Here is a 25,847-nt window from a genome sequence, read left to right as displayed (position 1 = left end):
CTACATTCCGCATCATGAACGCGATCCCCTCCACCACCGTCGCGAACCTCCGCGATCTGGGCGGCACGCCTCTGCCCGGCGGCCGGTCGGTGCGCAGCGGTCTGCTGTTCCGTTCCGGGCAACTGGACCGGATGGACACCGCGTCCGACCCGGCCGTCGCCGCCCTCGGCATCCGTACCGTCGTCGACTTCCGCACCCGGGCCGAGCGTGAGGCCCGGCCCGACCGGCTCCCGGAGGGCGGGCGGCTGCTGCTCGCGGACGTGATGGCCGACCAGGTCGCCGCCGGCCGGATGCCGGCGGCGGCCCGGCTGCGGCGGCTGCTCGCCGATCCGGCCGTCGCCGAGCAGGAGCTCGGCGACGGCCGTGGCCGGGAGCTGTTCGGTGCGATCTACCGTGGGTTCGTGACGACCGACTCGGCGCGTGCGTCGTACCGGGCGTTCCTGAACGCGGTCGCTGACCCGGATCCGGGCCCGTTGCTGTTCCACTGCACGGCCGGCAAGGACCGCACGGGCTGGGCGGCGACGATCGTGCTCACGCTGCTCGGCGCGACGCCGAAGACGGTGGAGGCGGAGTACATGTCCGTCAACACGGCGGTCCGTGAGGCGTTCGCCCCGCTCGTGGAGGGATACACCCTCCAGGGCGGGCAGCCGGAGACGGCACTGTCGATCATCGGAGTCGTCCCCGACTACCTGGCGGCCGCCCTGGACGAGGTCGACGCGCGCTTCGGCTCCATGGAGAAGTACGTCCAAGAAGGGCTCGGCGTCACGCCCGCCGCACTGGAGCGCATCCGGGGGCGGCTGGTCGTCCAGGGCTGAGGAGCGCCGGGCGGGCCCACCGGGCCGCGCCCGGTGACCATGCGACGATTCGCTCGTTCTGCTGAACGTGCGCCCACACGACCTCGTTCCTTCCCAGGACCCCGCCGCGGGCCCCGTCACCACCGTCGCCGGGACCGGGACGGAGGCCGGCCGGGGCATCCGGGCCGGGGTGGAGGTCGGGCAGGCCGAGGCGGCCCTCGTCGAGCACTACCCCCGGCTGGTGCGGATCGCCTACCTGGTGCTGCCGTCGTCCCTCGGCCAAGGGCGCCGTGTGCTGACCGCCCATGCCGTCGTGCAGCGTTCGCTCCCCCGCGGTGACGCCGCCGCGACGCCCGTCCCTGCCGTGCCGCCGGCCCGCCGTCCGGAAGGCGCCGGCGACCCGGGCTACACATATGTCCGGGACCGGGTGCTGCGCCAGGCGCTGGACGCGGCCCGGCCGCTGCGGCGGCGGGGACTGCCCCGGCGCGCGCAGTTCCCGCCGCTGCTGCCGCACGTGTGGGGACTGCGGGTCTTCCCCCGCTCGGGAGGCGCCGACGAACTCGCCCTGGACCAAAGGCTCTCCGCGCTGTCCGGGCCGGCCAGGGCCGCGTATGTGCTGCGGCACCTGGAGAAGCTGTCCGACCGTGACGTGCGCCAGGCGCTGACCGCGGCGGGAGCGGCCGACCCGGACTCCGCTCTCGCGGACGCGGACGCGGACGGCGTGGCGGACGGCAGGCGCGGCGCGGAAGTGCTCCGCTCGCCCGAGTTCGACGCGTGCTCCCTCCAGGTGCGGCCCACCGACCTGATGCGCCGCCGCAGACACGCCAGGGCGGCCGTGGTGGCCGCCGCCGCCCTCGCGGTGTGCGGGACACTGCTCCTGCTGCCGGGCGACGGCAACGGCGGCGGCGGAGACCCGCCGTCCGCCCGCGTGCCCGCCGTGGAGGCGGCGCTGGACCCGGACCGGCTGGTGCGGGTCGCGCCTGCGGCCTGGCGGGAGTCGGCACGCAGGGACTTCTCCGTGTGGCCGGCCCGCGGATCCCTCTCCTTCGACCACGCACTGCTGCGCCGGTCGCTCACCGCCTGGGCGGCCCCCGGGGAATCGGTCAGGGTCACCTCGACGCCCGGGACACCGTCCGGGCCGCCGATGGGACCGCCGCAACTGCTGTTCGCGGGCCAGGTGGGCGCGGCGCGTGTCGTCGTCCTCCACGACGGGCTGCGCATCGTCCGCTACGCCGAGACGACGGGCGCGCCGGGTGCCGCCAGGGACGCGTCGCTCGACTTCGCCCGCACGGACGGGGCCGACGCCGCCGGCTCCGGCGCCCTGGTCGCCGGGCGTTCGCGGGACAACATCCGCTATCTCACGGCGCCCTGGGTCCGGGCCGTGTCGGTGCGGGACCTCCTCGACCCCGCCGGGCGGCCGCGTCCGGTGCGCCGGGACGCGAGCGGTCTCACCGAGCGGCTGCCGAGTCCCGTGCAGCAGCACGCGTGCCGGGCATGGCAGGGGCTGGAGCTGAGCGACGGCCGCACCCTCACGCTGGTGACGGACCTCGGTGAGCTGACCCCCGCGCAGCTCACGTACGGCCCGCCCGGCGCGCCGCAGGAGGTGACCGGCGGGGCGGCACGCGCGTCGTGGGCGCGTACGGCCTGCCTGCTGCCGGGCGTGCGGGCGCACGGCGTGCGCAGCGTCAACTTGTGGCAGTACGCCCGCCAGCCGCTGCCGGAGGCGAACGGCACGGCGGGCTGGGTGTGTACGCGGGCGGAGACGTGGCGGGGCACGGGCAGCCGGGTCATGGCCCAGTTCCAGCCGCCCGCCGAGCGCCCGGGCGCGCCGGGGACGGTGGTGGCGCGGGCGGAGGACTCGCCGGCCTGCGGGGTGCGTGAACCGCGGGTGCTGGCCGGTGTGCTCTGGCAGTCGCGGGCCGGCCAGTGGTACGTGCTGGCGGCGGGGAGCAGCCAGCTGGTCTCGGTCGGCGTCGCGGGCAGCGGTGTGGAGGGCGGGGCGACCGGGAATGTGGTGGCGGTCCGTTCCCGTGAGGGTTCACGGCCGGAGCTGAACGGCCTTCTGGCGGACGGCACTCGGGTGCACCCGCTGCGCTGAACCCGCGCCCACGGGCCGGCGGCGACGGGCCCCGCCGCCGTCACCGTCCCGGCGCGGTCGAGGGCATCGGCTGCCCCGCAGGGACGTGCTGGTCACCGGCGTCCCGCCGGTGCCTCCGGCGGGCGGTCCACGCCCCGAAGCCCGCGCGCCAATGGGTAGGGTGTCCGCATGACGACCGGGGTGCGGCGCAGGATGGGCGTCGAGGAGCGCAGACAGCAGCTGATCGGTGTGGCGCTGGAGCTGTTCAGCCACCGCTCCCCCGACGACGTCTCCATCGACGAGATCGCGGCGGCCGCGGGCATCTCCCGCCCGCTCGTCTACCACTACTTCCCCGGCAAACAGAGCCTGTACGAGGCGGCGTTGCGCCGGGCCGCCGACGAGCTCGCCGCCCGATTCATGGAACCCCGCGAGGGACCGCTCGGCGCGCGGCTGCTGCGCGTCATGGGCCGCTTCTTCGACTTCGTCGACGAACACGGCCCCGGTTTCTCCGCGTTGATGCGCGGCGGGCCCGCCGTCGGCTCGTCCACGGCCAACGCCATGATCGACGAGGTGCGGCAGGCCGCGCACGACCAGATCCTCGTGCACCTCGGGATCGCCGACCCGTCCCCGCGCCTCGAACTGGTCGTGCGCTCCTGGGTGTCGCTCGCCGAGTCCACGGCGCTGATCTGGCTCGACGGGCGTCGCGTCCCGCGCGCCGAACTCGAACTGCAACTGGTCCACGACTTCGCGGCGCTGGCGGCGGTCAGCGCCGCCCACGACGAGGAGATGGCCGCCCTCCTCGTCCGCATCCTCGCGGACGAGCCGATGGACGGCCCGTTCGGCGACCTCATGGGCCGGCTCGCGGCCCTGCTCCCCGCGATCACAAGAACCGCGCCGGCCGCCCACGTACCCGCCCAGCGCCTGCGGTAGCGCCACCGGCGTCCTGCATCATCGTGCCTGTGACCACCGACTCCTCCTTCCGGCTCGCCACCGTCTCCGACACGGGCGCCCTCGCCGCCCTCCACGACGACGCCGCCCGCTGGATGCTGCGCCACGGCATCGACCAGTGGAAGCCCGGCGACAAGGACGCCGACCACTTCCGCCGCCGGATCGCCGAGGGCGAGGTGTGGCTGCTGGAGGCCGGCGGCCGGATCGCCGGGGCCTACGAGCTGTGGTGGGACGACCTGCCCGCCTGGGGGGTCCGGCCGCCCGTCGCCGGGTACGTGCACCGTCTGATGACCGCCCGGACGCACGCGCCCGCCGGCTCGGGGCGGGCGATGCTCGCCCATGCCGAGCGCCGCATCGCCGCGGCCGGACGGCAACTGGCCAGGCTGGACTGCCTGAGCCGCAATCCGCGCCTGCGGACGTACTACGAGGGGGCCGGTTACGAGGTGGTGGGCGAGGAACCGGCCAAGCGGGCGGCGGACGGCAGCAGTTACGGCGTACTGCTGCTGGAGAAGCGACTCCCACCGGCAACGCCTGCCCCCAACTCCCTTACGCCCGGGGCCCGGTGGGAAGAGGCCCGTTGACACGGGCCCGCCGGACGGTGGCCGCGTCGGCCCGAGGCCCGGTGGGAAACCGCAGATCCGGACGGTAAAGTCCGGTCCGTGACCGCACCCGCACGCCTGGCCGACATCGCGACCCAGGCGGGGGTCAGCGAAGCGACGGTGAGCCGGGTTCTCAACGGAAGGCCCGGCGTCGCCGCGACCACCCGCCAGTCGGTGCTCGCCGCCCTCGACGTGCTCGGTTACGAGCGGCCCGTACGCCTGCGTCTGCGCAGCGCCGGCCTGGTCGGACTGATCACGCCCGGCCTCGACAACCCGATCTTCCCCGCCCTCGCCCAGGTCGTCGGCCAGGCCCTGACCCGGCAGGGCTACACCCCGGTGCTCGCCACCCAGACCCCGGGCGGCTCGACCGAGGACGAGCTCACCGAGATGCTGGTCGAGCGCGGCGTCTCCGGCATCATCTTCGTCTCCGGGCTGCACGCCGACACCACCGCCGACATGGACCGCTACGACCGGCTCCGCGCCAAGGGCGTCCCCTTCGTCCTCGTCGACGGTTTCGCGCCCGGCGTGCGGGCGCCCTTCATCTCGGCCGACGACCGCGGCGCGATGCAGCTCGCCGTGACCCATCTCGCCTCGCTCGGTCACACCCGGATCGGCCTCGCGGTCGGCCCGCGGCGGTTCGTACCCGTGCTCCGCAAGATCGAGGGCTTCCGGCTGGCGCTCCATGAACAACTGGGCATCCCGCCCGAATCGTCGGCGGAACTGATCGAGCACTCCCTGTACACACTGGAGGGCGGCCAGGCCGCGGCCGCCACACTCATGGACCGGGGCTGCACGGCCGTCGTCTGCGCCAGCGACATGATGGCGCTCGGCGCGATACGGGCCGCTCGGCACCGGGGCCTCGAAGTGCCCGACGACATCTCCGTCGTGGGCTTCGACGACTCACCCCTGATCGCCTTCACCGATCCCCCGCTGACCACCGTCCGCAAGCCGGTGCAGGCGATGGGACAGGCGTCGGTGCGGGCCCTCCTGGAGGAGACGGGGGACAGTCACTCGGCTTCCGCGCCGGACCGCCCCAGGGCGCCCGTCCACGGCGAATTCGTCTTCATGCCCGAGCTGGTGGTCCGCGGCTCGACGGCCTCGGGACCCGGAGGCCGACCCGGAGACACCCCTCGTCCGTGAGTCGGACAGTATGCGCCGTGAACCCGTCCGAGGGATGATCGGAGAGCGGCGTGCATCTGGCAGACTCCTCTCTCATGGGTGAAGCGACCGTGAAGACTCTGGAAGGCCGGGCGGCGACCCCGTCACCCATCGTGGAGGACGAGGCCGCCGAGTCGCCTGTCCGTTCCCGAACACGGCCGCCCCGGACGCCCGCCCGCCCCAGCATCTGGTTCGAAGTCATGCTGATCGCGGTGAGTTACTGGACGTACTCACTCATCCGCAACGCCGTGCCCGAGCAGAAGAGCCAGGCCATGCGTAACGCGGACTGGATCTGGCAGCTGGAAAAGACCCTCGGCATAGCGGTCGAGGAGTCCGTCAACCACGCGGTGAACTCGGTGACATGGCTCATCGTGTCGATGAATTACTACTACGCCACCCTGCACTTCGTCGTCACCATCAGTGTGCTCGTCTGGCTCTACCGTGTGCATCCGGGCCGTTACGCTGCCGCACGGCTCGTCCTTTTCGCCACCACGGGTGTGGCTCTGGTCGGTTACTACCTGTACCCGCTCGCACCGCCCCGGTTGATGAACGGCCAACACTTCATCGACACGGTCCTGGTCCACGACACCTGGGGCTCGATGGCCTCCGGCAACTTCAAGAACATGTCGAACCAGTACGCGGCGATGCCGTCCATGCACATCGGCTGGTCGGTGTGGTCGGGCGTCATCATCTTCGCGATGGCGACGGCGCCGTGGGCGAAGATCCTCGGTGTGCTGTACCCGACCCTGACGCTGGTCGTCATCGTCGCCACGGCGAACCACTTCTGGCTGGACGCCGTGGGCGGCGTGCTGTGCCTGCTGTTCGGCTTCGCGGTGTCGTACGCGTGGTACCGGGCGCTGCCGCACCGGCTTCCGCAGCTGGTGGTCGAACTGCCCCGCGACCCGGGGACGGGCGGGGTCCGCCGCTTTCTGCCTGCGGCCCGCACCTGACCCTCCGGGACACCGGTCCCGTCTGCGGCGGACTCGTTCCCCACCGCGCCCCTTCCCGAAACCGGGCTCCGCCCGGACCTGTGCCGCGCTCCGCGCGGTGTATCGGGGGCCTGCGAGGCTGACGAAGTCAGCCCGCCCGGGGGCACCTCCCACGGCCGCCGGGCCGTAGGGGGAGATCGAGGGCACCGCGCGAAGCGCGGTACGCCGCCCGCAGGGCGGCACGGGGCCCGGGCGGAGCCCGGTTCGGGAAGGGGCGGGGTGGGGGAAACGCCCCACGCGAACGGCCCCCGACGCCGCCCGCCCAAGGGCTACGCGTCGTAGAACGCCGCCTCCATCACCGCCCGCGCCCTCCGCGTCACCCGGCGGTAGTCGTCCAGCATGTCCCCCACGTGCCCCGGCCCGTACCCCAGGTACCGCCCCACCGCCGCCAGCTCGCGCACGTCGGACGGGAACGTGTCGCCCGCGCGGCCACGGACCAGCATGACGCCGTTGCGGACGCGGGTCGCGAGAACCCAGGCCTCGTCGAGGGTGCGGGCGTCGTCCTCGGAGACGAGGCCCGCGGCGCGGGCCGCCCGCAGGGCCTCGCGGGTGCGGGTGGTGCGCAGGCCCGGGACCTCCCAGCCGTGCCGCATCTGCAGCAGCTGGACCGTCCATTCGACGTCGCTCAGCCCGCCCCTGCCCAGCTTGGTGTGCAGGGTGGGATCGGCGCCCCTCGGCAGGCGTTCCGACTCCATGCGCGCCTTGAGCCGGCGGATCTCGCGCACCGCTTCGTCGTCGAGGCCCTCGCGGGGGTGGCGCAGCGGCTCGACGAGTTCGATGAACGCCTCGGCGAGCTCGGTGTCGCCGGCCATCGGCCGGGCGCGCAGCAGGGCCTGGCTCTCCCAGACCAGCGACCAGCGGCGGTAGTAGGCCCCGTAGGAGGCGAGCGTGCGCACGAGGGGTCCGCTCTTGCCCTCGGGCCGCAGGTCGGCGTCGATGAGCAGCGGCGGGTCGGCGGTCGGCAGCTGGAGCAGACGGCGCATCTCGGAGACGACGGCGTTCGCGGCCCGTGCGGCTTCCTGTTCGTCGACGCCGTCGCGGGGCTGGTGGACGAAGAGCACGTCGGCATCGGAGCCGTAGCCGAGCTCGTGTCCGCCGAAGCGGCCCATCCCGATGACGGCGAAACGGGTGGGCAGGGTGTCGCCCCACTTGTCGCGCACGGCTGCGCGCAACGCGCCCGCGACGGTGGCGGCGGTCAGTTCGGTGATCGCGTCGCCGACCTGGTCGACCAGGGCACCGGCGTCGGCCTCGGCGGGGTTCTCCTCGGTGCCGTAGGAGCCGATGATGTCGGCCGCGGCGGTCCGGAACAGTTCGCGGCGGCGCACCCCGCGGGCCGCTGCGACCGCCGCCTCCGCGGTGTCGGCGCGGCCGACGGCGGCGAGGATCTCCTGTTCGAGGTGGTCGCGGCCGCGGGGCCGCAGGCCTTCGGGGTCGCCGAGGATGGCGACGGCCTCCGGCGCGCGCAGCAGCAGGTCGGGGGCGAGGCGGCCGGCGGACAGGACGCGGGCGAGGTTCTCCGCGGCGGCGCCCTCGTCGCGCAGCAGCCGCAGGTACCAGGGCGTCTTGCCGAGCGCGTCGGAGACCTTGCGGAAGCCGAGCAGTCCGGCGTCGGGGTCGGCGGAGTCGGCGAACCAGCCGAGCAGTACGGGCAGCAGGGTGCGCTGGATGGCGGCCTTGCGGCTCACTCCGGAGGCGAGGGCCTCCAGGTGGCGCATCGCGGCGGCGGGGTCGGCGTATCCGAGGGCTTCGAGGCGCTGACCGGCGGCCTTGGGGCTGAGGCGGGTCTCGCCGGGGGTGAGCTGGGCGACGGCGTCGAGCAGCGGCCGGTAGAAGATCTTCTCGTGCAGCCGGCGCACGACGGAGGCGTGGCGCTTCCACTCGCGGTTGAGGGTGGTGACGGGGTCGGTGCGCAGGCCCAGCGAGCGGGCGAGGCGCCGCAGGTCGGCCTCCTGCTCGGGCACGAGGTGGGTGCGCCGCAGCTTGTGGAGCTGGATGCGGTGTTCCATGGCGCGCAGGAAGCGGTACGCCTCGTCGAGCTGGGCGGCGTCGGCCCGGCCGACGTAGCCGCCGGCGGCGAGGGCCTGGAGGGCTTCGAGCGTGGTGCCGCTGTGCAGGGTGGCGTCGCTGCGGCCGTGGACGAGTTGCAGGAGCTGTACGGCGAATTCGACGTCGCGCAGGCCGCCCGGGCCGAGTTTCAGTTCACGCTCGATCTCGGCGACGGGGATGTTGTCGACGACGCGGCGGCGCATCTTCTGGACGTCGGCGACGAAGTTCTCGCGTTCGGCGGCCTGCCAGACCAGCGGGGCGACGGCCTCCGTGTACGCCTCGCCCAGCGCGAGGTCGCCGGCGACCGGCCGGGCCTTGAGGAGCGCCTGGAACTCCCAGGTCTTGGCCCAGCGCTGGTAGTAGGCGACATGGCTGGAGAGGGTGCGGACCAGTGGGCCGTTGCGTCCCTCGGGCCGCAGGTTGGCGTCGACGGGCCAGATGGTGCCTTCGACGGTGGTCTCCGAGCAGATCCGCATGAGGTGGGACGCGAGCCGGGTCGCGGCCTGGAGCGCCTTGGCCTCTTCCGTGCCGCCTGTGGGCTCGGCGACGAAGATGACGTCGACGTCGGAGACGTAGTTGAGCTCGTGGCCGCCGCACTTGCCCATGGCGATGACGGCGAGCCGGCAGGCCGCCGCATCGTGGGGCGCGGCGGTGCGGGCGATGCCCAGGGCGGCGCGCAGGGTGGCGGTGGCGAGGTCGGCGAGTTCGGCGGCGGCCTCCGCCACGTCGGTGGTGCCGCACACGTCGCGGGCGGCTATGGCCAGCAGGCAGCGGCGGTAGGAGACGCGCAGGGACACGGGGTCGGTGGCGTCGGCGAGTCCGCGTTCGAAGTCGGCGACGCCCGGGTGCAGGTCGGCCGACTCGTAGGTGGCGAGGGCGTGCCAGTCGCGGGGGTGGCGGGCCAGGTGGTCGCCGAGGGCCTCGGACGCCCCGAGGACGCCGAGCAGCCGGTCACGCAGCGGTTTCGCGGTGATCAGGTTGTCGAGGAACCGGCGCCGTTCGTCCGGTTCGTGCGCTTCGGCGAGGCGCACGAGGGAGCGCAGGGCCAGGTCGGGGTCGGCGGTGGCGCCGAGCGCGTCGAGGAGCACGGGATCGCTGCGCACCGACGCCATGTCGGGGAGTTCGAGGAGCTGTGCGGCTGCGGAGGGGTCGGTGAAGCCGTGCCTCAGCAGCCGGGTGAAGGTGCTGCTCCTGCGCCCCGGAACCGTCATCCCGGTCTCCGTCCTGCCGTGCCGCCGTGTGCGCTCGAGCGTAACCGCAGGGGCGCGCGGGGAGCCCGGCGGACCACGCGTTTCCCGCCTTTCCGGCCTGTCGGCCGGTGCTGCGGCGCGGCGGGGCGGCTCCGCGGTGTGCGGCGTGAGGTGAGGCGTGTGGACGCTTCGGCGTCGGCCGATGAGTAGGGACGACGGCCGCGGTCTACACATCTGCTGACCCGTCACGCGGGTGTTCCGGTTGCGCCACGAACGGCCCGCGGGTCCGCGAACGGCGCCGTGTTCGGACAGACTCGCGGGCGATTCACCACCGGCGTCGCCCCGTTGAAAGGAATCCACCCGTGGAAATGACCCTGGAAGTCGTCCCCGTACCGGTCGCGGATCTGGACCGTGCGAAGACCTTCTACTCGGAAGCCTGCGGCTTCAAGGCCGACATCGACTCCGAGGTCGCCCCCGGCATGCGGATCATCCAGCTGACCCCGCCGGGGTCGCGCTGCTCCATCGTCCTGATGAGCGGCATGCCCGCGCACCCGGACCAGCCCACGATGTCCCCCGGCGCACTCCACGGCCTCCAGCTGTGCGTCACGGATCTCGCGAAGGCCCACTCCGAGCTGATGTCGCGCGGGGTCCCGGTGACGTCGATCCAGCACGTGGGGCCGACGGGCTGGGAGGAGGGCCCCGGCGAGGAGTGGAACGCGTTCATGTTCTTCAAGGACCCGGACGGCAACAGCTGGTGCGTCCAGGAGGCACCGGCGCCGCTGTCGGAGCGCTGACCGCCCCGGCCCTACGGCGTCCTGAGCCCGTGCGGCCTCCGCCACGCCCCGTGTGGGACGGCCGGTGGCGGAGGCCAGGCTGTCAGTGGCTGCTGGTATCCACGTACGCATGGACACCGATGTCGAAAAGACCTTCCTGCGCGACACCCGCGCCTCGTACAACGCGATCGCCGCCGACTACGCGGAGAGGTTCGAGGCGGAGGCGAAGTCCCTCGAGCGGGCCATGCTCGCCGCGTTCGCCGAGAGGGTGCGGGCGGACGGGGCAGGCCCCGTGGTCGAGTTCGGGTCCGGACCGGGAAGGGTGTCGGCCTGCCTGGCCGGCCTCGGGGTGGACATCCGGGGCATCGACCTGTCTCCCGCGATGGTGGCACTCGCCCGGCGCGCGTATCCGCAGCTACGGTTCGACGAGGGCTCCATGACGGAGCTCGGCGGCTTCGCGGACGGCTCGCTCGCGGGCGTCGTCGCCTGGTACTCGATGATCCATCTTCCGCCGGCCGAAGTCCCGGGCGTGCTCGCCGGGTTCCACCGGATTCTCGCGCCCGGCGGACACCTCGCGGTGGCCTTCCAGGTCGGTGATCACATCTCGCGCTACACGGAGGCCTTCGGTCACAGCGTGTCGCTCGACTTCCACCGGATGCGGCCGGACCTGGTCGTGGAGCAGCTGCGGGAGGCGGGTTTCGAGGTGCTTGCCCGGCTGGAGCGCGAGCCGGAGGAGGGCGAGAAGACTCCGCAGGCCTATCTCGTCGCCCGCAGGCCGGGCGGGGAGTAGACGCGCGGGGCGGCCCCGGCCGGTGGGCGCTGCCCCACCGGCCGGGGCCGGTACGCGTCCGCGGGTGAGGTCACTGGCGCGGCTCGTCGCGGCCTTCCGTGCCACCGGTGCCGCCGGATCCGTACTGGTCCCTCATCTTTTCCTGTGCCGTGTCGACGTGGCGGCTGTGCTTGCCCTGGGTCCTGCCGTCCACGTAGTCGCCGGCCTTCTCGATGCCCCGGTCCGTCTGCTCGGGATGACCTTTGAGCATGTTCTTGAGCTTGTCCATCATGGACATGGGGTTTTCCTCCTCGACGCAGGGTCCCCCGTGACTCCAGGGTCACCGCATCGGGCGCGTTTCGCATCCGCACGCCCGGCGTACGGTTCCTCACCGCTCGAGCCCGGCCGGCGCCCTGGCCCTGCCGGCGGCTCAGGGACAGGGTGACCCCCGCGGCGATCGTGTGGCCAGGACCCGGCCGCCGATGATCATCAGATACGCCGGCCACCGGTGGGCCCCGCGGGGCGCGTAGGCCGTCTCCTGGCCGAACCCGATGATCGGCAGCAGCGGATCGGTCGAACCCACGTCTCCACCGGCCGGAAGGTTTCGCGTGCCCGCCCGGACTGACAACTCCCGCCCGACGCGGCCGCTTCGCGCGCGGCGTCCACCGCACCGGCAGCGACGCGCCTGTGCCGCAACGGTTCCGGCGAGGACGCGGCGCGACCGGGTTCGGTGTCGCGGGCACCGCGGCGCGCCTGGCAGCCGGGTGTCCACCGGCCCTAGAATCGAACTTGTGTCCGATATTCCGCGCCTCGCTCTCCTCCGCTTCCTGCGCCGCGTCCAGGAGCAACAGCTCGCGCAGACGGACCGCTGGATCGCCGAGGAGGAACGGCGCACCAGCCTCGCCGCGCAGCGCGTCCGACGCACCGCGCCACGGGATCCGGGGTTCGTGATCTCTCACGGCATCGGCGCCGGCCGGCGTCCGTTCGAGGTCCACGTCGGCGACTGCCGCATGGCGCAGCGCACGAAGCCGGTCACGCCGGCCGAGGCCCGGGAACTGCTGGCGGAGGGCGTGGAGCCGTGCCAGTTCTGCAGGCCGGACTCCGAGCTGGGGATGTTGTGACCGCCCCAGGAGAGGGCTGCCCGCCCGGAGACGGCCCGGGGCGTGCAGGACGCCTCCGGGCCGACGGTCGGCGACCGTCGGCCCGGAGTGCCGTGGACAGGCGATATCAGCGCTGACCTGCGGTTACAGCACCGGCAGGGACTTGCGCAGCTCGAACGCGGTGACCTCGGAGCGGTACTCCTCCCACTCCTGCTTCTTGTTGCGCAGGAAGAAGTCGAAGACGTGCTCGCCGAGCGTCTCCGCCACCAGCTCGCTGCGCTCCATCAGGTCGATCGCCTCGCCCAGGTTCTGCGGGAGCGGGGCGATGCCCATCGCGCGGCGTTCGGCGTCGGAGAGGGCCCAGACGTCGTCGTCCGCGCCCGCGGGGAGCTCGTAGCCCTCCTCGATGCCCTTCAGGCCGGCGGCGAGCAGGACGGCGTAGGAGAGGTACGGGTTCGCGCCGGAGTCCAGGGAGCGGACCTCGATGCGGGCCGAGCCGGTCTTGCCCGGCTTGTACATCGGGACGCGGATCAGGGCCGAGCGGTTGTTGTGGCCCCAGCAGATGTACGAGGGGGCCTCGCCGCCCGCGCCGGCGCTGCGGGCGGAGCCGCCCCAGATGCGCTTGTAGGAGTTGACCCACTGGTTGGTGACGGCCGAGATCTCCGCGGCGTGCTTCAGCAGACCGGCGATGAAGGAGCGGCCCACCTTGGAGAGCTGGTACTCGGCGCCGGACTCGTAGAAGGCGTTCCGGTCACCCTCGAAGAGCGAGAGGTGGGTGTGCATGCCGGAGCCCGGGTACTCCGAGAACGGCTTCGGCATGAAGGTGGCCTGCACGCCCTGCTCGAGCGCCACCTGCTTCATGACCAGGCGGAACGTCATGATGTTGTCCGCCGTGGACAGCGCGTCCGCGTAGCGCAGGTCGATCTCCTGCTGGCCGGGCGCGCCCTCGTGGTGGCTGAACTCGACCGAGATGCCCATGGACTCCAGCATGGTGATCGCCTGGCGGCGGAAGTCCATGCCCACGTTCTGCGGAGTGTGGTCGAAGTAGCCGGAGCTGTCGGCGGGCGTGGGGCGGCTGCCGTCGACGGGCTTGTCCTTGAGCAGGAAGAACTCGATCTCGGGGTGGGTGTAGAAGGTGAAGCCCAGGTCCGAGGTCTTGGCGAGGATCCGCTTGAGCACGAAGCGCGGGTCCGCGAAGGACGGCGAGCCGTCGGGCATCAGGATGTCGCAGAACATCCGGGCCGTGCCCGGCGCCTCCGCGCGCCAGGGCAGGATCTGGAAGGTCCCGGGGTCCGGCTTCGCGATCATGTCGGACTCGTAGACCCGGGCGAAGCCCTCGATCGCGGAGCCGTCGAAGCCGATTCCCTCGTCGAAGGCCTGTTCCAGCTCGGCGGGTGCCACGGCGACCGACTTCAGGAAGCCGAGCACATCGGTGAACCACAGGCGTACGAAGCGGATGTCGCGCTCCTCGAGCGTGCGGAGCACGAATTCCTGCTGCTTGTCCATTTCCACCCATCCTTGCCGGTCACGGCGCGTGCCTGCTCCCTGGAGCATCCCATCCGCGGGTTTCGGGGAGGTTGCGCACGCGGCTGTGCCCATTGTGGGTCAGGGCCCACCCCGAGACGACCCTGAGGCCCCCCTCACTCCTCCCCGACATGTGTCAGGTTTCTTTGACACGTCCCAGGGGGCGTGTCAGCGTGAACTGACACATACGAGCGAAGGGGGCGCGATGAGCGAGAACCCGGCCCCGGAACAGGGACCGGAGCTCACGGGCGACGCGCTGCTGAAGGTCCTCACCGCCCTGGGCAATCCGCACCGGATGCGCATCGTCGCCGCCCTGTACGACGGCCGCGACTACGTGAGCCGGCTCGCCCGTGAGCTGGCCATCGGCCGCCCCCTGCTGCACATGCATCTGCAGCGGCTGGAGGCGGCGGGACTGGTCCGGGGCGAGCTCGAGCTCTCCGAGGGAGGCAAGGCGATGAAGTTCTTCGAGCTGACGCCGTTCTGCTGGGCGCTGACCCCCGAGGTCGTCGCGCGGGCGGCGCGCACGCTCACCGACGAGGGCAAGGACGACAAGGGCAAGGACACGGAGAAGGACACGATGAAGGAGACGGCGAAATGAACGGCGACATCGTGGGAGCGGTCGGTGCCGCCGGGGTGTTCCTGCTGTGCATCGTCATCGTCTGGCAGGTCGCAGCGACCTGGCGGGCCCGCGCGCTGGCGACGCGGGACACCGAGTACCGCAAACTCGCGGAGAAGTACGCGCAGTTGCTGGAGGACAGCACAGAACTGCACCGGCGCACGCTCGACGAGCTGACACAGACCCGCGTCTCGCTCTCCTCGATGGAGAAGATGATGCGCGAGATCGAGTAGGGCCGCCGGCTCATGAAAGCGGTACGGCCAGGAGCTGCAACTCCCGGCCGTACCCGTGAAGCACACACATCCGGGCACGTCCCCACGCCACGGCAGGTCTGCGAACCCGTCACGCCGCGGCGGGGGCTCCGTGCGCCCCGCACTCCACACTCAGGAGACTACTCATGAAAGCGCTGCTCAAGCGCCTGGCCTCGGCGCCCGGCGGCCGACGCGCGAAATGGCTCGTGCTGTTCGGCTGGATCGTCGTCGCCGTGGCCCTCGGCCCGCTCGCCGGAAAGCTCGGTGAGGTCGAGGACACCGGACCGAACGCCTTCCTGCCGCGAGGGGCCGAGTCGGCGGCGGTCAACACGGAGCTGGAGAAGTTCCGCACCGACGAGGTGATGCCGGTCGTCGTCGTGTACAGCGCCGACCGGCCGCTCGCCGCCGGTGACCGTGCCGCGGCCGAGTCGGACCGCCGTGCGTTCGCGCCGCATGTCGCGGAGGGCCGGCAGCTGTCCCCCGTGCTGCCGTCCGACGACGGCAGGGCCCTGATGGTGGTCGTACCGCTGTCGGACGAGCTCGGCGACCGGGTCGCGGAGATCCGCGACATCGCCGGCGCCAACGCCCCGCCCGGCCTCGACGTCGCGGTCGGCGGTCCGGCCGGCTCGCTGATGGACCAGGTCGCGGTCTTCGACACGCTCGACGCCACCCTGATGATCGCCACCGGCCTGGTGGTGGCCGTACTGCTGCTGATCACCTACCGCAGCCCGGTGCTGTGGCTGTTCCCGCTGCTGGCGGTGGGCTTCGCCGCCGTCCTGACCCAGGTCTGCACCTATCTGCTCGCGAAGTACGCCGGGCTGCCCGTCGACCCGCAGAGCGCCGGCATCCTCATGGTCCTCGTGTTCGGCGTCGGCACCGACTACGCGCTGCTGCTCATCGCCCGCTACCGGGAGGAGCTGCACCGCCACGAGGACCGGCACACGGCGATGAGGCTCGCGCTGCGGCGTTCGGGGCCGGCGATCCTCGCCTCCGCCGGCACGATCGCCGTCGGACTGGCCTGCCTGTCGCTGGCGGACATCAACTCCTCCCGGTCGCTGGGCCTGGTCGGCGCGATCGGTGTCGTCTGCGGCTTCCTGGCGATGGTCTCCGTGCTGCCGGCGCTGCTGGTGATCGCGGGCCGCTGGGTGTTCTGGCCGTTCGTGCCGCGCCACGGGACGCCCGTACGGAAGGCGGTCACCGTCTGGTCCCGTATCGGTGCGGCCGTCGCCCGGGGCCCGCGCCGGGCGTGGCTGATGTCGGCCGGCGTCACGGGTGTGCTGGCGCTCAGCGCCTTCGGCATCAACATGGGGCTCACCCAGTCGGAGATGTTCCAGGACAAGCCCGAGTCGGTCGTCGCCCAGGAGCAGGTCTCGGCCCACTACCCGTCGGGCGCCTCCGACCCCGCGAAGATCGTCACGAACGCGGCGCAGGCCGGGGCGGTCCGGGCGGCCGCCGCCCAGGTGCCGGGCGTCGCCCGGGTCGACGCCGGTGACCGCACGCCCGACGGCGAACTCGCCACGCTGTCCGTCGTACTCGAGGACGCCCCGGACAGCGACGCGGCCAAGGACACCGTCGACGCGCTGCGCTCCGCCGTCGACGACGTGGCGGGGGCCGACGCCCTGGTGGGCGGCACCACCGCGCAGACCCTGGACACCCAGCGGGCCGCCGACCGTGACCTGCGGACCGTGATCCCGGTGGTGCTGCTGGTGGTCCTGCTCGTCCTGGTGTGGCTGCTGCGGGCGATCGTCGCCCCGGTGCTGCTGCTGGCGACGGTCGTGCTCTCGTACTTCGCCGCGCTCGGCGCCTCGAACCTCCTCTTCGAGCACGTCCTCGGATTCGCCGGTGTCGACTGGTCGCTCCCGCTGATGGGCTTCGTGTTCCTGGTCGCCCTCGGCATCGACTACAACATCTTCCTGATGCACCGCGTCCGTGAGGAGTCGGAACGGCTCGGCCTGGCACGTGGTGTGCTCGAGGGCCTGACGACCACCGGAGGGGTCATCACCAGCGCGGGCGTGGTGCTCGCCGCGACGTTCGCGGTCTTCGCCGGACTGCCCCTCGTGACGATGGCGCAGATGGGCACCATCGTCGGCATCGGCGTCCTGCTGGACACGTTCCTGGTCCGTACGGTGCTGGTGCCCGCGCTCGCCCTCGACCTGGGGCGCTGGTTCTGGTGGCCGGGCCGGCTGTTCAGGGCCGGGGCACGGGCGGAGGCCGGTGCGGACCGGTCCGCACCGGCCGGGCGTGCGAAGGAACGGGTCTGACGCGTCACGACGGGTCAGGCTCACCCGGCCCGCGCGGGCCCCGTCGCATCGCGGCGGGGCCCGGTGTCGTTCGCCGACGGGCTCCCGGGTCGTCGTCGGCGGGCTCCCGGGTCGTCGCCGGCGGGGTTCCAGATCGCCGCCGGCGGGCTCCCGGGTCGTCGCCGGCGGCCGTTAATTGCCGCCCGTCTGCGGTGCCGGGGACGCCCGCCCACTACGATCTGCGCCCATGGGGGGTTCGCGGACCGACCGCCTCTCGCGCACCGCGCGTCCCACGGCTCTGCTGAGTGCCGTGGCGACGCTCCTCGGCGCGCTCTTCATCTGCCTGGGCCCGGCCGGTACGCATCACGGCAAGCCCTCCCCCCGGACCCATGGTCCGGGGGCGACGGCGGCGGCGGGGTTCGGCGCACCGGACGGTGCGGGCGTCTTCCCGGCGACCGCGTACAGCTGCCCGTACGACGACGGCGGCTGCGGGCTGCTGCCGGTGCTCAGCCCCGCGGTGCTCACCGTGCCGCCGCCGCAGCTCGACGCTCCGCTGGAGGCGGGCGCCCCGCTCCCCCACCCCGGGCCCGCCGCCGACGCCGGCGGCCAGGGCCGTTCCGGAGTGCTCGCGCGCGCCCCGGACCTGCACGTCCTTCAGGTGCTGCGGACGTGACACCGCCCGCACGACCTCGCACGCATCGCTGAACCCCCCATTCCGCAGACTTCACGAAGGACACCGCCACCATGGCTTCCCGTAACACCACCAACGACCGCCGGGCCCGGATAGAGCAGATGCGCCGGGCCGAGCAGTCCCGTGAGCGCCGCAACCGCATCCTCACCGTCGGCATCAGCGCCGTCGTCGTCGCCGGCCTCGTCGGCTTCGGTGTCTTCGTCCTCAACAAGGAGTCCGAGGAGAAGGAGCAGCGCGTGGCCGAGGCCAAGGCCCCGGTCAAGGACGAGAAGTCCTGGGACGCGAAGAAGCTGGGCCGCAACCACGTCGAGACGGCCGTCACCTACGAGATGAAGCCGCCGGTCGGCGGCGACCACAACCAGGTGTGGATGAACTGCAACGGCGACGTCTACAAGGAGCCGATCCCCGACGTCAACGCCGTCCACTCGCTGGAGCACGGCGCGGTGTGGGTGACGTACACCGACAAGGCCGCCAAGGCGGACGTGGACAAGCTGGCCGAGAAGGTCAAGAAGACGCCGTACACGCTGATGAGCCCGTACAAGGACCAGCAGGGCGCGATCATGCTGAGCGCCTGGGGCAAGCAGGTGACCGTCGACTCGGCCGACGACAAGCGGGTCAGCCAGTTCTTCACCAAGTACGTGCAGGGCCCGCAGACGCCCGAGCCGGGCGCTGCCTGCACGGGCGGACTGAGCGGCAAGTGATGGGCATGACGCGTACGCACTGGGCCGCCGTCACCGCGGTGGTCCTGGCGCTGCTGTTCGCGGGGGCGGCCACGGTGGCCTCGGCGGGGAGCGGGGGATCCGCCACGGCGGACCGTACGCCGACGGGGGCGTCCGCGGACGCCGGTTTCGCCCGTGACATGTCCGTCCACCACCAGCAGGCGGTGGAGATGTCGTTCATCGTCCGTGACCGGACGAAGGACGAGGAAGTGCGCAGGCTCGCGTACGACATCGCCAACACCCAGGCCAATCAGCGCGGCATGATGCTGGGCTGGCTGGACCTGTGGGGCCTGCCGAAGGTCGACGCGGACGCCGAGCCGATGGAGTGGATGGCCACGGGGAGCTCCGGCCACGGCGCTCACGGCGGCGGGCACCGGGCCGAGGACGGTTCGCTGATGGCCGGCATGGCGAGCAAGTCGGACCTGGCGCGGCTGGGGCGGCTCAGCGGCAAGGAGGCGGAGATCCTCTACCTCCAGCTGATGATCATCCACCACAACGGCGGGATCGCCATGGCCAAGGGCTGCGTCGAGCAGTGCACGGTCGGGGTGGAGCGCGATCTGGCGCAGGGCATGGTGGACGCGCAGGCGTCGGAGGTCGAGCTGATGGTCGACCTGCTGCACCGCCGCGGCGCGGAACCCCGCACCTGACACGCACCGCCTGTCGCCCACGGCCCCGTCCCGGATTTCTCCGGGCCGGGGCCGTGCGCGTTCGTGGACGGCGGTGCGTGAGCGGCGGGCGGTGGGCGGCCGGGAGGAACGGGGCGCCGGGACGGGCCGCGAGCGGCCAGTCCGGTCGGGGGCCGGGCAGACACCCGGCTACGAAGAGTCGGGAGGTCCGGGAACGGGGCGGGCGGCGCGCAGCCGGGGCCTTGGGCTCGGGCCCGGCACGCAGCCGGGGACCGGAGGCGCGGCGGCTGAGCGGACAGGGGCCGGGGGTCGCGCGAGCGGCCGGTGCGCGGGATTCGGGGGCCCGAGAAGCGCGGGCGCCGCGATGAGGCGGAGACGCAGGGGCCGCGGCAGGCGGCCGCGAAGTACGAGGGCGGCAAGCAGGGGGCGGCCGGGAGGCACGGGGCCCGTGAGCAGGCGGCCGAAGCGGACGGGCGCCGGGAGGAACGGCGCGGCGAGCAGGCCGGGCCGGAGGCACGAGCGCCGGGAGACGGCGGGCGACACGGACGGCCGGGGAGTCGCGGGCGCCGGGAGGAACGGCGCGGCGAGCAGGCCGGGCCGGAGGCACGAGGGCCGGGAGACGCCGGGCGGCACGGACGGTCGGGAGCAGGCTCGGGTGGGAGGGGCCGGCGCCCGGGGCCTTCGGCGGTTGCGGTCGCGTACGCCGAACGGCGCCACGAGAATGAGGTGGCTCGGGGCCGGTACGGCATGCAGGAGGCACGACCCATGACCACTGCGAAGGACATCATGCACCCGGGGGCCCGGTGGATCCCCGCTCACGAGACCGTCGACCGGGCGGCGCAGCTGATGCGGGAGCTGGACGTCGGCGCCCTGCCGATCGCAGACGCCGACGAGCGGCTGTGCGGCATCCTCACCGACCGCGACATCGTCGTCGGCTGCGTCGCGATGGGCCACGACCCGTCCAAGGTCACGGCGGGCGAGATGGCGAAGGGCACCCCGCGCTGGATCGACGCCGGCGCGGACGTGTCGGCGGTGCTGCGGGAGATGCAGGGCCACCAGATCCGGCGGCTGCCGGTGATCGAGAACAAGCGGCTGGTCGGGATGATCAGCGAGGCGGACCTGGCGCAGCACCTGAGCGAGGACCAGATCGCCGGCTGGGCGGAGCGCGTCTACGCGGAGAGCGGCACGGAGCGTCTGAAGAACGCGGGCTCCATGACCTGACGGCGGCGCCGGGGGCGCGGCCACCGCGGCCCGCCCCCCTTCCGCCGGGCCCTTCTGTGATGTGCCGCGCATCACCCGGAGGGACATCGCGTCAGAAAGACGATTACACTGGGCCCGTGCCTCAACTACGCCTCGCTCTGAATCAGATCGACTCGACCGTCGGTGACCTCGCCGGCAACGCCGAGGCGATCGTGCACTGGACCCGGCACGCCGCCGAGCAGGGGGCGCATCTGGTCGCCTTCCCCGAGATGGTGCTGACCGGCTACCCCGTCGAGGACCTCGCACTGCGTTCGTCCTTCGTCGAAGCGTCCCGCGCCACGCTGCGCGCGCTCGCCGCCCGCCTGGACTCCGAGGGGTTCGGCGAACTCCCCGTGATCGTCGGCTACCTGGACCGTTCGGAGACGGGCCGGCCCCGGTACGGTCAGCCCGCCGGGTCCCCGCGCAACGCCGCCGCCGTGCTGCACCGCGGCGAGGTGGCGCTCAGCTTCGCCAAGCACCACCTCCCCAACTACGGCGTCTTCGACGAGTTCCGCTACTTCGTGCCGGGCGACACCATGCCGGTGATCCGGGTCCACGGCGTCGACGTGGCGCTCGCGATCTGCGAGGACCTCTGGCAGGACGGCGGCCGGGTGCCCGCGGCGCGCAGCGCGAAGGCCGGGCTGCTGATCTCGATCAACGCCTCGCCGTACGAGCGCGAGAAGGACGACACCCGCCTCGAGCTGGTGCGCAAGCGCGCCCAGGAGGCCGGCTGCACCACGGCGTACCTGGCGATGATCGGCGGACAGGACGAGCTGGTCTTCGACGGCGACTCGATCGTCGTCGGGGCGGACGGCGAGGTCGTCGCGCGGGCACCGCAGTTCGCGGAGGGCAGCGTCGTACTGGATCTCGAGCTGCCCGCGGCGGCCGCCGACGCGCCCGAGGGCGTCGTGGACGACGGGCTCCGCATCGACCGCGTCGTGCTGTCGCAGGAGCCGCTGCCCGCGTGCGAGGCCGAGCTGACGGGCGGTTACGCCGACCGGCTCGACGACGACGAGGAGGTGTACTCGGCGCTGGTGGTCGGCCTGCGCGCGTACGCCGCCAAGAACGGTTTCCGGTCCGTGCTGATCGGTCTGTCCGGGGGCATCGACTCCGCTCTGGTCGCCGCGATCGCCTGCGACGCGCTCGGCGCGCAGAACGTGTACGGCGTCTCCATGCCGTCGAAGTACAGCTCGGACCACTCCAAGGGCGACGCGGCCGAACTGGCACGGCGTACGGGGCTGAACTTCCGCACCGTGCCCATCGAGCCGATGTTCGACGCCTACATGGGCTCGCTGGGTCTGACCGGGCTCGCGGAGGAGAACCTCCAGTCGCGGCTGCGCGGCACGATGCTGATGGCGATCTCCAACCAGGAGGGCCACATCGTCCTCGCGCCGGGCAACAAGTCCGAGCTGGCGGTGGGGTATTCGACGCTCTACGGCGACTCGGTCGGGGCGTACGGGCCGATCAAGGACGTCTACAAGACGACCGTGTTCCGGCTCGCCAAGTGGCGCAACCGCGCCGCGGCGGAACGCGGCCAGACCCCGCCGATCCCGGAGGCGTCGATCACCAAGCCCCCGAGCGCGGAGCTGCGCCCCGGGCAGGTGGACACCGACTCACTGCCCGACTACGACGTGCTGGACCGGCTCCTGGAGCTGTACGTGGACCGGGACCAGGGCAAGGACGCGATCGTGGCGGCCGGCTTCGACGAGGCGCTGGTGACGAAGACACTGCGGATGGTGGACACGGCGGAGTACAAGCGGCGCCAGTACCCGCCGGGCACCAAGATCTCGGCGAAGGGCTTCGGCAAGGACCGGCGGCTGCCGATCACGAACCGCTGGCGCGAGGCGACGAGCTGATCCGCTCCGGTGCGAGGGGGCTTCCCGCGATCACGCGGGAGGCCCCCTTTCCGTCGCGGTCCCGGTCGAGCAGTCCGGCCACGGCGGCGATCGCGAGACCCACGACGGCGAGGACCGCGCCGACGAGCGCCGGGGAGGTCCAGCCCCAGCCCGCCGCGATGGCCGCGCCGCCGAGCCAGGCGCCGCCGGCGTTGGCGAGGTTGAAGGCGGAGTGGTTCGAGGCGGAGGCGAGGGTCGGGGCGTCCTTGGCCTTGCGCATCACCAGCATCTGCAGCGGCGTGGTGGTCAGGAAGCCGACCGCGCCGAGGACGACGACGGTCGTCAGCGCGAGCCACGGGACGTGGACGGTGAACGGGAAGGCGGCCAGGACCAGCGCGAGCGCGGTCAGGGAGCCGTAGAGCGTGGGCCGCAGCGCGCGGTCGGTGAGGGGGCCGGCGGCGAGCGCGCCGAGGGTCATGCCGATGCCGAACAGGGCGAGGACGAGGGTGACGGACGACTCCCCCAGGCCGATGGCCTCGGTCGTCATCGAGGCGAGGTAGGAGTACACGGCGAACACTCCGGCGAAGCCGAAGACGGCGGTCAGCAGCCCGAGCAGCACCTGCCGGTCCCTCAGGGCGCGCAGCTCGCGGCCGATGCCCTGGTGGGCGTCGAGCGGCATGGCGGGCACGAGGCGGGCCAGGGCGGCCATGGCGACGAGGCCGATGGCCGTCACGACGAGGAACGTCGCGCGCCAGCCGAGCTGCTGGCCGAGCGCGGTCGCGGCGGGGACGCCGACGATGTTGGCCACGGTGAGTCCGAGGAACATGGTCGCGACGGCACGGGCCTGCCGGTGCTCCCGCACGAGCCGTGCGGCGACGACGGCGCCGACGCCGAAGAACGCGCCGTGCGGCAGTCCGGCGAGTACGCGCCCCGCGAGGAGGGTGCCGAAGCCGGGCGCGAGCGCGGAGGCCAGGTTGCCGACGGTGAACAGCGCCATCAGGAGCAGCAGCATCCGCTTGCGCGGCACGCGGGAGCCGAGGCCGGTGAGCAGCGGGGCGCCGATGACGACGCCGATGGCGTAGGCCGAGACGAGATGGCCCGCGGTGGGCACGGAGGTGCCGAGGTCCTCCGCGACGTTGGGCAGCAGGCCCATCATCACGAATTCGGTGGTTCCGATGCCGAAGGCGGACACGGCGAGGGCGAGGAGCGCCAGGGGCATGGGAGGGTGAGCCTTTCCGAGTAAGTTCGTTCTCGGAACAAATGCTCTCAGACGTTTTCTTCCCCGCGGTGAACGGCGGGTTGCGCCGATGTTCCCCCCACCCCCCGGACAGGCGTCCGCGCCCGGCCCCGAGGGCCGGGCGCGGTCACGGGGAGCGCCATACTGCGAGCAACGTCACAGGTCCACGCGGGCCGCGATCGGCAGATGGTCACTGTTCGTCCGCGGCAGCGTCCACGACGACACCGGTTCCACGCCGCGCACCATGATCTGGTCGATCCGCGCCATCGGGAACGCCGCCGGCCAGCTGAAGCCGAAGCCGTCGCCCGCCGCGCCCTGCGTGGAGCGCATCTGGGACGTGACGGCGTTCAGGGAACGGTCGTTCATCGTGCCGTTGAGGTCGCCGAGCAGCACGACCCGGTCCAGCCGCTCGCGGGCGATGGCCTCACCCAGCGCGTCGGCGCTGTTGTCCCGCTGGTTGGCGGTGAAGCCCGCGTGGAGCTTCACGCGGACGGACGGCATGTGCGCGACGTACACCGCGACGTCACCGCCGGGCGTCGCCACGGTGGCGCGCATCGCGCGGGTCCAGCCCATCCGGATGTCGACGGGGGAGGTGTCGGTCAGCGGGTACTTGCTCCACAGCCCCACGGTGCCCTCGACCGCGTGGTGCGGGTACGTGGCGGACAGGGCCTCCTCGTACGCCGTCACCTGACCGGCCGGCAGTTCCTGGAGCGCGAGGACGTCGGCCCCGGCCGCGGCGACGTCCTCCGCGGTGCCCCCGGGGTCCGGGTTGTCCGCGTTCACGTTGTGCGTGGCGATCGTCAGATCGCCGCCGGTGGCCGCGGACTCGCCCAGCAGCCCGCCGAACAGGTTGAGCCACACGACGAGCGGCAGCAGCACGGCGATCAACGCGGTGGCCGAGCGGCGCAGCACCCCGGCGACGGCGATCAGCGGGACGAACACACCGAACCACGGCAGGAAGGTCTCCGTCAGGCTGCCGAGGTTGCCGATCCGGTTGGGGATGTGGGCGTGCAGGATCATCAGCAGGGCGACCAGCACGGCGCAGAAGGCGAGGACGACGCCGCGCCGCCAGATCCCCCGGTCGCCGCGCCACCGCTCGGGCATCCGCCGGATTCTGCCGGCAAAGGAACCGGTGGGCCGCGTCCGGGCTGTGCCGTTCCCCGTGTCCGCCGTGTACGCCTGCGCCATAGAGCTGTCCTCACTGCCTTGCTGTCACGCCCGGCCTCGCCGCCGTCCTTAGGACCCTAGGCGATGACCGGTGGTCGTCCTGCCGTCCGGGGACGGCCGTTCTGCCTCGATGACGACGGGAGCGCACGCCCGGGTTCCTGCGGCGGGGCCCGGCGCGGAGGCTGTGACAGAACGGGCACACTCGGTGCGTTTCACATCACAGCCGCGGCGTGTCCCGGGGGCCCGACGCCGGTGTGAGGGGGTCCTCTTTCCCCGGGTGGCATGAAGTGCCACCATGGGAGGCGATCCGGGGACGCCGTCAGGGCGCCTCGAGATGACGAAGGAGCCGAATACTCATGACGCTTCAGCCTGCCCGGAAGGCCACCGACAGCAGCAAGGCGCTGTACGGCGGCAAGCAGTCGCGCCGCATCACCGTGCATGACATCGCCGCCGCCAAGGAGCGCGGCGAGAAGTGGCCCATGCTCACCGCCTACGACGCCATGACGGCGTCCGTCTTCGACGAGGCCGGGATCCCCGTGGTCCTCGTGGGCGACTCGATGGGCAACTGCCACCTCGGCTACGAGACCACCGTGCCCGTCACGATGGACGAGATGACCCTCCTGTCCGCCGCCGTCGTACGGGGCACCAGGCGCGCCCTCGTCGTCGGCGACCTGCCCTTCGGCGCGTACCAGGAAGGGCCGGTCCAGGCCCTCCGCAACGCGACCCGGCTGGTCAAGGAGGCGGGCGTCGGCGCGGTCAAGCTGGAGGGCGGCGAGCGTTCGCTGGCCCAGACCGAGCTGATCGTGCAGTCCGGCATCCCGGTCATGTCCCACCTGGGACTGACCCCGCAGTCCGTGAACACCATGGGCTACCGGGTGCAGGGCCGCAGCGACGAGGCCGCCCACAAGCTGATCCGTGACGCCAAGGCCGCCCAGGACGCGGGCGCGTTCGCGGTGGTGCTCGAACTGGTCCCGGCCGAGCTCGCCGCCGAGGTCACCCGCTCCCTGCACATCCCCACCATCGGCATCGGCGCCGGGCCCGACACCGACGCCCAGGTCCTGGTGTGGACCGACATGGCCGGCCTGACGGGCGGCAAGGTGCCGCGCTTCACCAAGCAGTACGCGAACCTGCGGCAGACCCTCGGCGACGCGGCGAAGGCGTTCGCCGACGACGTCGCGGGCGGCGCGTTCCCCGCGGAGGAGCACAGCTTCCACTGAGTCACGCCCCCGGCCGCGAGAAGCCACTCCCGGCACAGACGA

General features: G+C 72.7%; 23 protein-coding genes. 18 read left to right on the top strand and 5 right to left on the bottom strand.

The features are described from left to right. Positions 1-14 precede the first annotated feature (14 nt). From SPRI_RS26225 to SPRI_RS26200, 6 genes are all read left to right on the top strand, one after another. Positions 15-815, top strand: a complete 801-nt coding sequence (locus SPRI_RS26225; RefSeq protein WP_005318455.1) for a tyrosine-protein phosphatase — start codon at positions 15-17, stop codon at positions 813-815. Positions 816-882: 67 nt separating this feature from the next. Then, positions 883-2,892, top strand: coding sequence for a hypothetical protein (locus SPRI_RS26220; protein WP_374987844.1), 2,010 nt, complete (start codon positions 883-885; stop codon positions 2,890-2,892). A gap of 168 nt (positions 2,893-3,060) precedes the next feature. Then, a complete protein-coding gene (locus SPRI_RS26215) occupies positions 3,061-3,801 on the top strand; it encodes a TetR/AcrR family transcriptional regulator (protein WP_053557380.1) in 741 nt (246 codons plus the stop codon). Positions 3,802-3,830: 29 nt separating this feature from the next. Then, a complete protein-coding gene (locus tag SPRI_RS26210) occupies positions 3,831-4,400 on the top strand; it encodes a GNAT family N-acetyltransferase (protein ID WP_005318450.1) in 570 nt (189 codons plus the stop codon). A 78-nt stretch (positions 4,401-4,478) separates the two neighbouring features. Beyond that, positions 4,479-5,558: a LacI family DNA-binding transcriptional regulator gene (locus SPRI_RS26205; protein WP_005318448.1), complete on the top strand. Its 1,080-nt coding sequence runs from the start codon at positions 4,479-4,481 to the stop codon at positions 5,556-5,558. A gap of 74 nt (positions 5,559-5,632) precedes the next feature. Next, complete coding sequence (locus SPRI_RS26200) at positions 5,633-6,526, top strand: phosphatase PAP2 family protein (RefSeq protein WP_005318447.1); 894 nt, start codon at positions 5,633-5,635, stop codon at positions 6,524-6,526. Between the two features lie 308 nt (positions 6,527-6,834). Here SPRI_RS26200 and SPRI_RS26195 read toward each other — a convergent pair whose 3' ends face one another. Continuing rightward, positions 6,835-9,822: a bifunctional [glutamine synthetase] adenylyltransferase/[glutamine synthetase]-adenylyl-L-tyrosine phosphorylase gene (locus tag SPRI_RS26195; protein ID WP_053557379.1), complete on the bottom strand. Its 2,988-nt coding sequence runs from the start codon at positions 9,820-9,822 to the stop codon at positions 6,835-6,837. Positions 9,823-10,163: 341 nt separating this feature from the next. On the opposite strand from SPRI_RS26195, the gene SPRI_RS26190 reads away from it, so the two are divergent. Continuing rightward, positions 10,164-10,595: a VOC family protein gene (locus SPRI_RS26190; protein ID WP_053557378.1), complete on the top strand. Its 432-nt coding sequence runs from the start codon at positions 10,164-10,166 to the stop codon at positions 10,593-10,595. A gap of 109 nt (positions 10,596-10,704) precedes the next feature. Then, a complete protein-coding gene (locus SPRI_RS26185) occupies positions 10,705-11,364 on the top strand; it encodes a class I SAM-dependent DNA methyltransferase (protein ID WP_037774844.1) in 660 nt (219 codons plus the stop codon). A gap of 70 nt (positions 11,365-11,434) precedes the next feature. Here SPRI_RS26185 and SPRI_RS26180 read toward each other — a convergent pair whose 3' ends face one another. After that, positions 11,435-11,641: an antitoxin gene (locus SPRI_RS26180; RefSeq protein WP_005318438.1), complete on the bottom strand. Its 207-nt coding sequence runs from the start codon at positions 11,639-11,641 to the stop codon at positions 11,435-11,437. 493 nt (positions 11,642-12,134) lie between these two features. On the opposite strand from SPRI_RS26180, the gene SPRI_RS26175 reads away from it, so the two are divergent. Further along, positions 12,135-12,464 (top strand): DUF6233 domain-containing protein, encoded by a 330-nt coding sequence (locus SPRI_RS26175; RefSeq protein ID WP_037774841.1) that lies wholly within the window; start codon positions 12,135-12,137, stop codon positions 12,462-12,464. 123 nt (positions 12,465-12,587) lie between these two features. Here the strand turns inward: SPRI_RS26175 and SPRI_RS26170 are convergent, their stop codons facing one another. Further along, on the bottom strand, positions 12,588-13,949 hold the full coding sequence (locus tag SPRI_RS26170; RefSeq protein ID WP_053557377.1) for a glutamine synthetase family protein: 1,362 nt from the start codon (positions 13,947-13,949) through the stop codon (positions 12,588-12,590). A 223-nt stretch (positions 13,950-14,172) separates the two neighbouring features. On the opposite strand from SPRI_RS26170, the gene SPRI_RS26165 reads away from it, so the two are divergent. The 8 genes from SPRI_RS26165 (at position 14,173) to SPRI_RS26130 (ending at position 22,205) form a co-directional block, all read left to right on the top strand. Continuing rightward, positions 14,173-14,565, top strand: coding sequence for an ArsR/SmtB family transcription factor (locus SPRI_RS26165; RefSeq protein WP_005318433.1), 393 nt, complete (start codon positions 14,173-14,175; stop codon positions 14,563-14,565). Continuing rightward, entirely contained in the window at positions 14,562-14,816 is a 255-nt protein-coding gene (locus tag SPRI_RS26160) for a hypothetical protein (protein WP_005318431.1), read from the top strand. Before SPRI_RS26165 ends, SPRI_RS26160 begins: the two co-directional genes overlap by 4 nt. Positions 14,817-14,980: 164 nt before the next feature. Further along, positions 14,981-17,095, top strand: a complete 2,115-nt coding sequence (locus tag SPRI_RS26155) for an MMPL family transporter (protein ID WP_053557376.1) — start codon at positions 14,981-14,983, stop codon at positions 17,093-17,095. A 226-nt stretch (positions 17,096-17,321) separates the two neighbouring features. Then, complete coding sequence (locus SPRI_RS26150; protein ID WP_053557375.1) at positions 17,322-17,747, top strand: hypothetical protein; 426 nt, start codon at positions 17,322-17,324, stop codon at positions 17,745-17,747. Positions 17,748-17,818: 71 nt separating this feature from the next. Continuing rightward, positions 17,819-18,466, top strand: coding sequence for a DUF3105 domain-containing protein (locus SPRI_RS26145; RefSeq protein WP_053557374.1), 648 nt, complete (start codon positions 17,819-17,821; stop codon positions 18,464-18,466). A gap of 5 nt (positions 18,467-18,471) precedes the next feature. Next, on the top strand, positions 18,472-19,131 hold the full coding sequence (locus SPRI_RS26140; protein ID WP_078535524.1) for a DUF305 domain-containing protein: 660 nt from the start codon (positions 18,472-18,474) through the stop codon (positions 19,129-19,131). 744 nt (positions 19,132-19,875) lie between these two features. Beyond that, positions 19,876-20,331, top strand: coding sequence for a CBS domain-containing protein (locus tag SPRI_RS26135; RefSeq protein ID WP_037774829.1), 456 nt, complete (start codon positions 19,876-19,878; stop codon positions 20,329-20,331). Between the two features lie 116 nt (positions 20,332-20,447). Next, positions 20,448-22,205 carry an NAD+ synthase gene (locus tag SPRI_RS26130; protein WP_005318421.1) on the top strand — a complete coding sequence of 586 codons (1,758 nt, stop codon included), beginning with the start codon at positions 20,448-20,450 and terminating at the stop codon, positions 22,203-22,205. Here SPRI_RS26130 and SPRI_RS26125 read toward each other — a convergent pair. Both SPRI_RS26125 and SPRI_RS26120 read right to left on the bottom strand, forming a co-directional pair. Continuing rightward, positions 22,174-23,403, bottom strand: coding sequence for an MFS transporter (locus SPRI_RS26125; protein WP_005318420.1), 1,230 nt, complete (start codon positions 23,401-23,403; stop codon positions 22,174-22,176). The two genes, SPRI_RS26130 and SPRI_RS26125, sit on opposite strands and share 32 nt — an antisense overlap. Before the next feature lie 174 nt (positions 23,404-23,577). Then, positions 23,578-24,525, bottom strand: a complete 948-nt coding sequence (locus SPRI_RS26120) for an endonuclease/exonuclease/phosphatase family protein (RefSeq protein ID WP_374987845.1) — start codon at positions 24,523-24,525, stop codon at positions 23,578-23,580. A gap of 419 nt (positions 24,526-24,944) precedes the next feature. On the opposite strand from SPRI_RS26120, the gene panB reads away from it, so the two are divergent. After that, positions 24,945-25,805, top strand: coding sequence for a 3-methyl-2-oxobutanoate hydroxymethyltransferase (gene panB, locus SPRI_RS26115; protein ID WP_005318416.1), 861 nt, complete (start codon positions 24,945-24,947; stop codon positions 25,803-25,805). Positions 25,806-25,847: the final 42 nt, after the last annotated feature.

Source organism: Streptomyces pristinaespiralis, from assembly GCF_001278075.1.
Taxonomy (GTDB): domain Bacteria; phylum Actinomycetota; class Actinomycetes; order Streptomycetales; family Streptomycetaceae; genus Streptomyces; species Streptomyces pristinaespiralis.
The sequence above is the reverse complement of the archived record's forward strand: the minus strand, read 5'-3'. Positions and strand labels throughout refer to the sequence as shown.

Coding starts and splice junctions, on each gene's coding strand:
- SPRI_RS26225 (WP_005318455.1), top strand. CDS start 15: ATGAACGCGATCCCCTCCACCACCGTCGCGAACCTCCGCGATCTGGGC.
- SPRI_RS26215 (WP_053557380.1), top strand. CDS start 3,061: ATGACGACCGGGGTGCGGCGCAGGATGGGCGTCGAGGAGCGCAGACAG.
- SPRI_RS26200 (WP_005318447.1), top strand. CDS start 5,633: ATGGGTGAAGCGACCGTGAAGACTCTGGAAGGCCGGGCGGCGACCCCG.
- SPRI_RS26195 (WP_053557379.1), bottom strand. CDS start 9,822: ATGACGGTTCCGGGGCGCAGGAGCAGCACCTTCACCCGGCTGCTGAGG.
- SPRI_RS26185 (WP_037774844.1), top strand. CDS start 10,705: ATGGACACCGATGTCGAAAAGACCTTCCTGCGCGACACCCGCGCCTCG.
- SPRI_RS26180 (WP_005318438.1), bottom strand. CDS start 11,641: ATGTCCATGATGGACAAGCTCAAGAACATGCTCAAAGGTCATCCCGAG.
- SPRI_RS26170 (WP_053557377.1), bottom strand. CDS start 13,949: ATGGACAAGCAGCAGGAATTCGTGCTCCGCACGCTCGAGGAGCGCGAC.
- SPRI_RS26165 (WP_005318433.1), top strand. CDS start 14,173: ATGAGCGAGAACCCGGCCCCGGAACAGGGACCGGAGCTCACGGGCGAC.
- SPRI_RS26160 (WP_005318431.1), top strand. CDS start 14,562: ATGAACGGCGACATCGTGGGAGCGGTCGGTGCCGCCGGGGTGTTCCTG.
- SPRI_RS26155 (WP_053557376.1), top strand. CDS start 14,981: ATGAAAGCGCTGCTCAAGCGCCTGGCCTCGGCGCCCGGCGGCCGACGC.
- SPRI_RS26150 (WP_053557375.1), top strand. CDS start 17,322: ATGGGGGGTTCGCGGACCGACCGCCTCTCGCGCACCGCGCGTCCCACG.
- SPRI_RS26145 (WP_053557374.1), top strand. CDS start 17,819: ATGGCTTCCCGTAACACCACCAACGACCGCCGGGCCCGGATAGAGCAG.
- SPRI_RS26140 (WP_078535524.1), top strand. CDS start 18,472: ATGACGCGTACGCACTGGGCCGCCGTCACCGCGGTGGTCCTGGCGCTG.
- SPRI_RS26135 (WP_037774829.1), top strand. CDS start 19,876: ATGACCACTGCGAAGGACATCATGCACCCGGGGGCCCGGTGGATCCCC.
- SPRI_RS26125 (WP_005318420.1), bottom strand. CDS start 23,403: ATGCCCCTGGCGCTCCTCGCCCTCGCCGTGTCCGCCTTCGGCATCGGA.
- SPRI_RS26120 (WP_374987845.1), bottom strand. CDS start 24,525: ATGCCCGAGCGGTGGCGCGGCGACCGGGGGATCTGGCGGCGCGGCGTC.
- panB (WP_005318416.1), top strand. CDS start 24,945: ATGACGCTTCAGCCTGCCCGGAAGGCCACCGACAGCAGCAAGGCGCTG.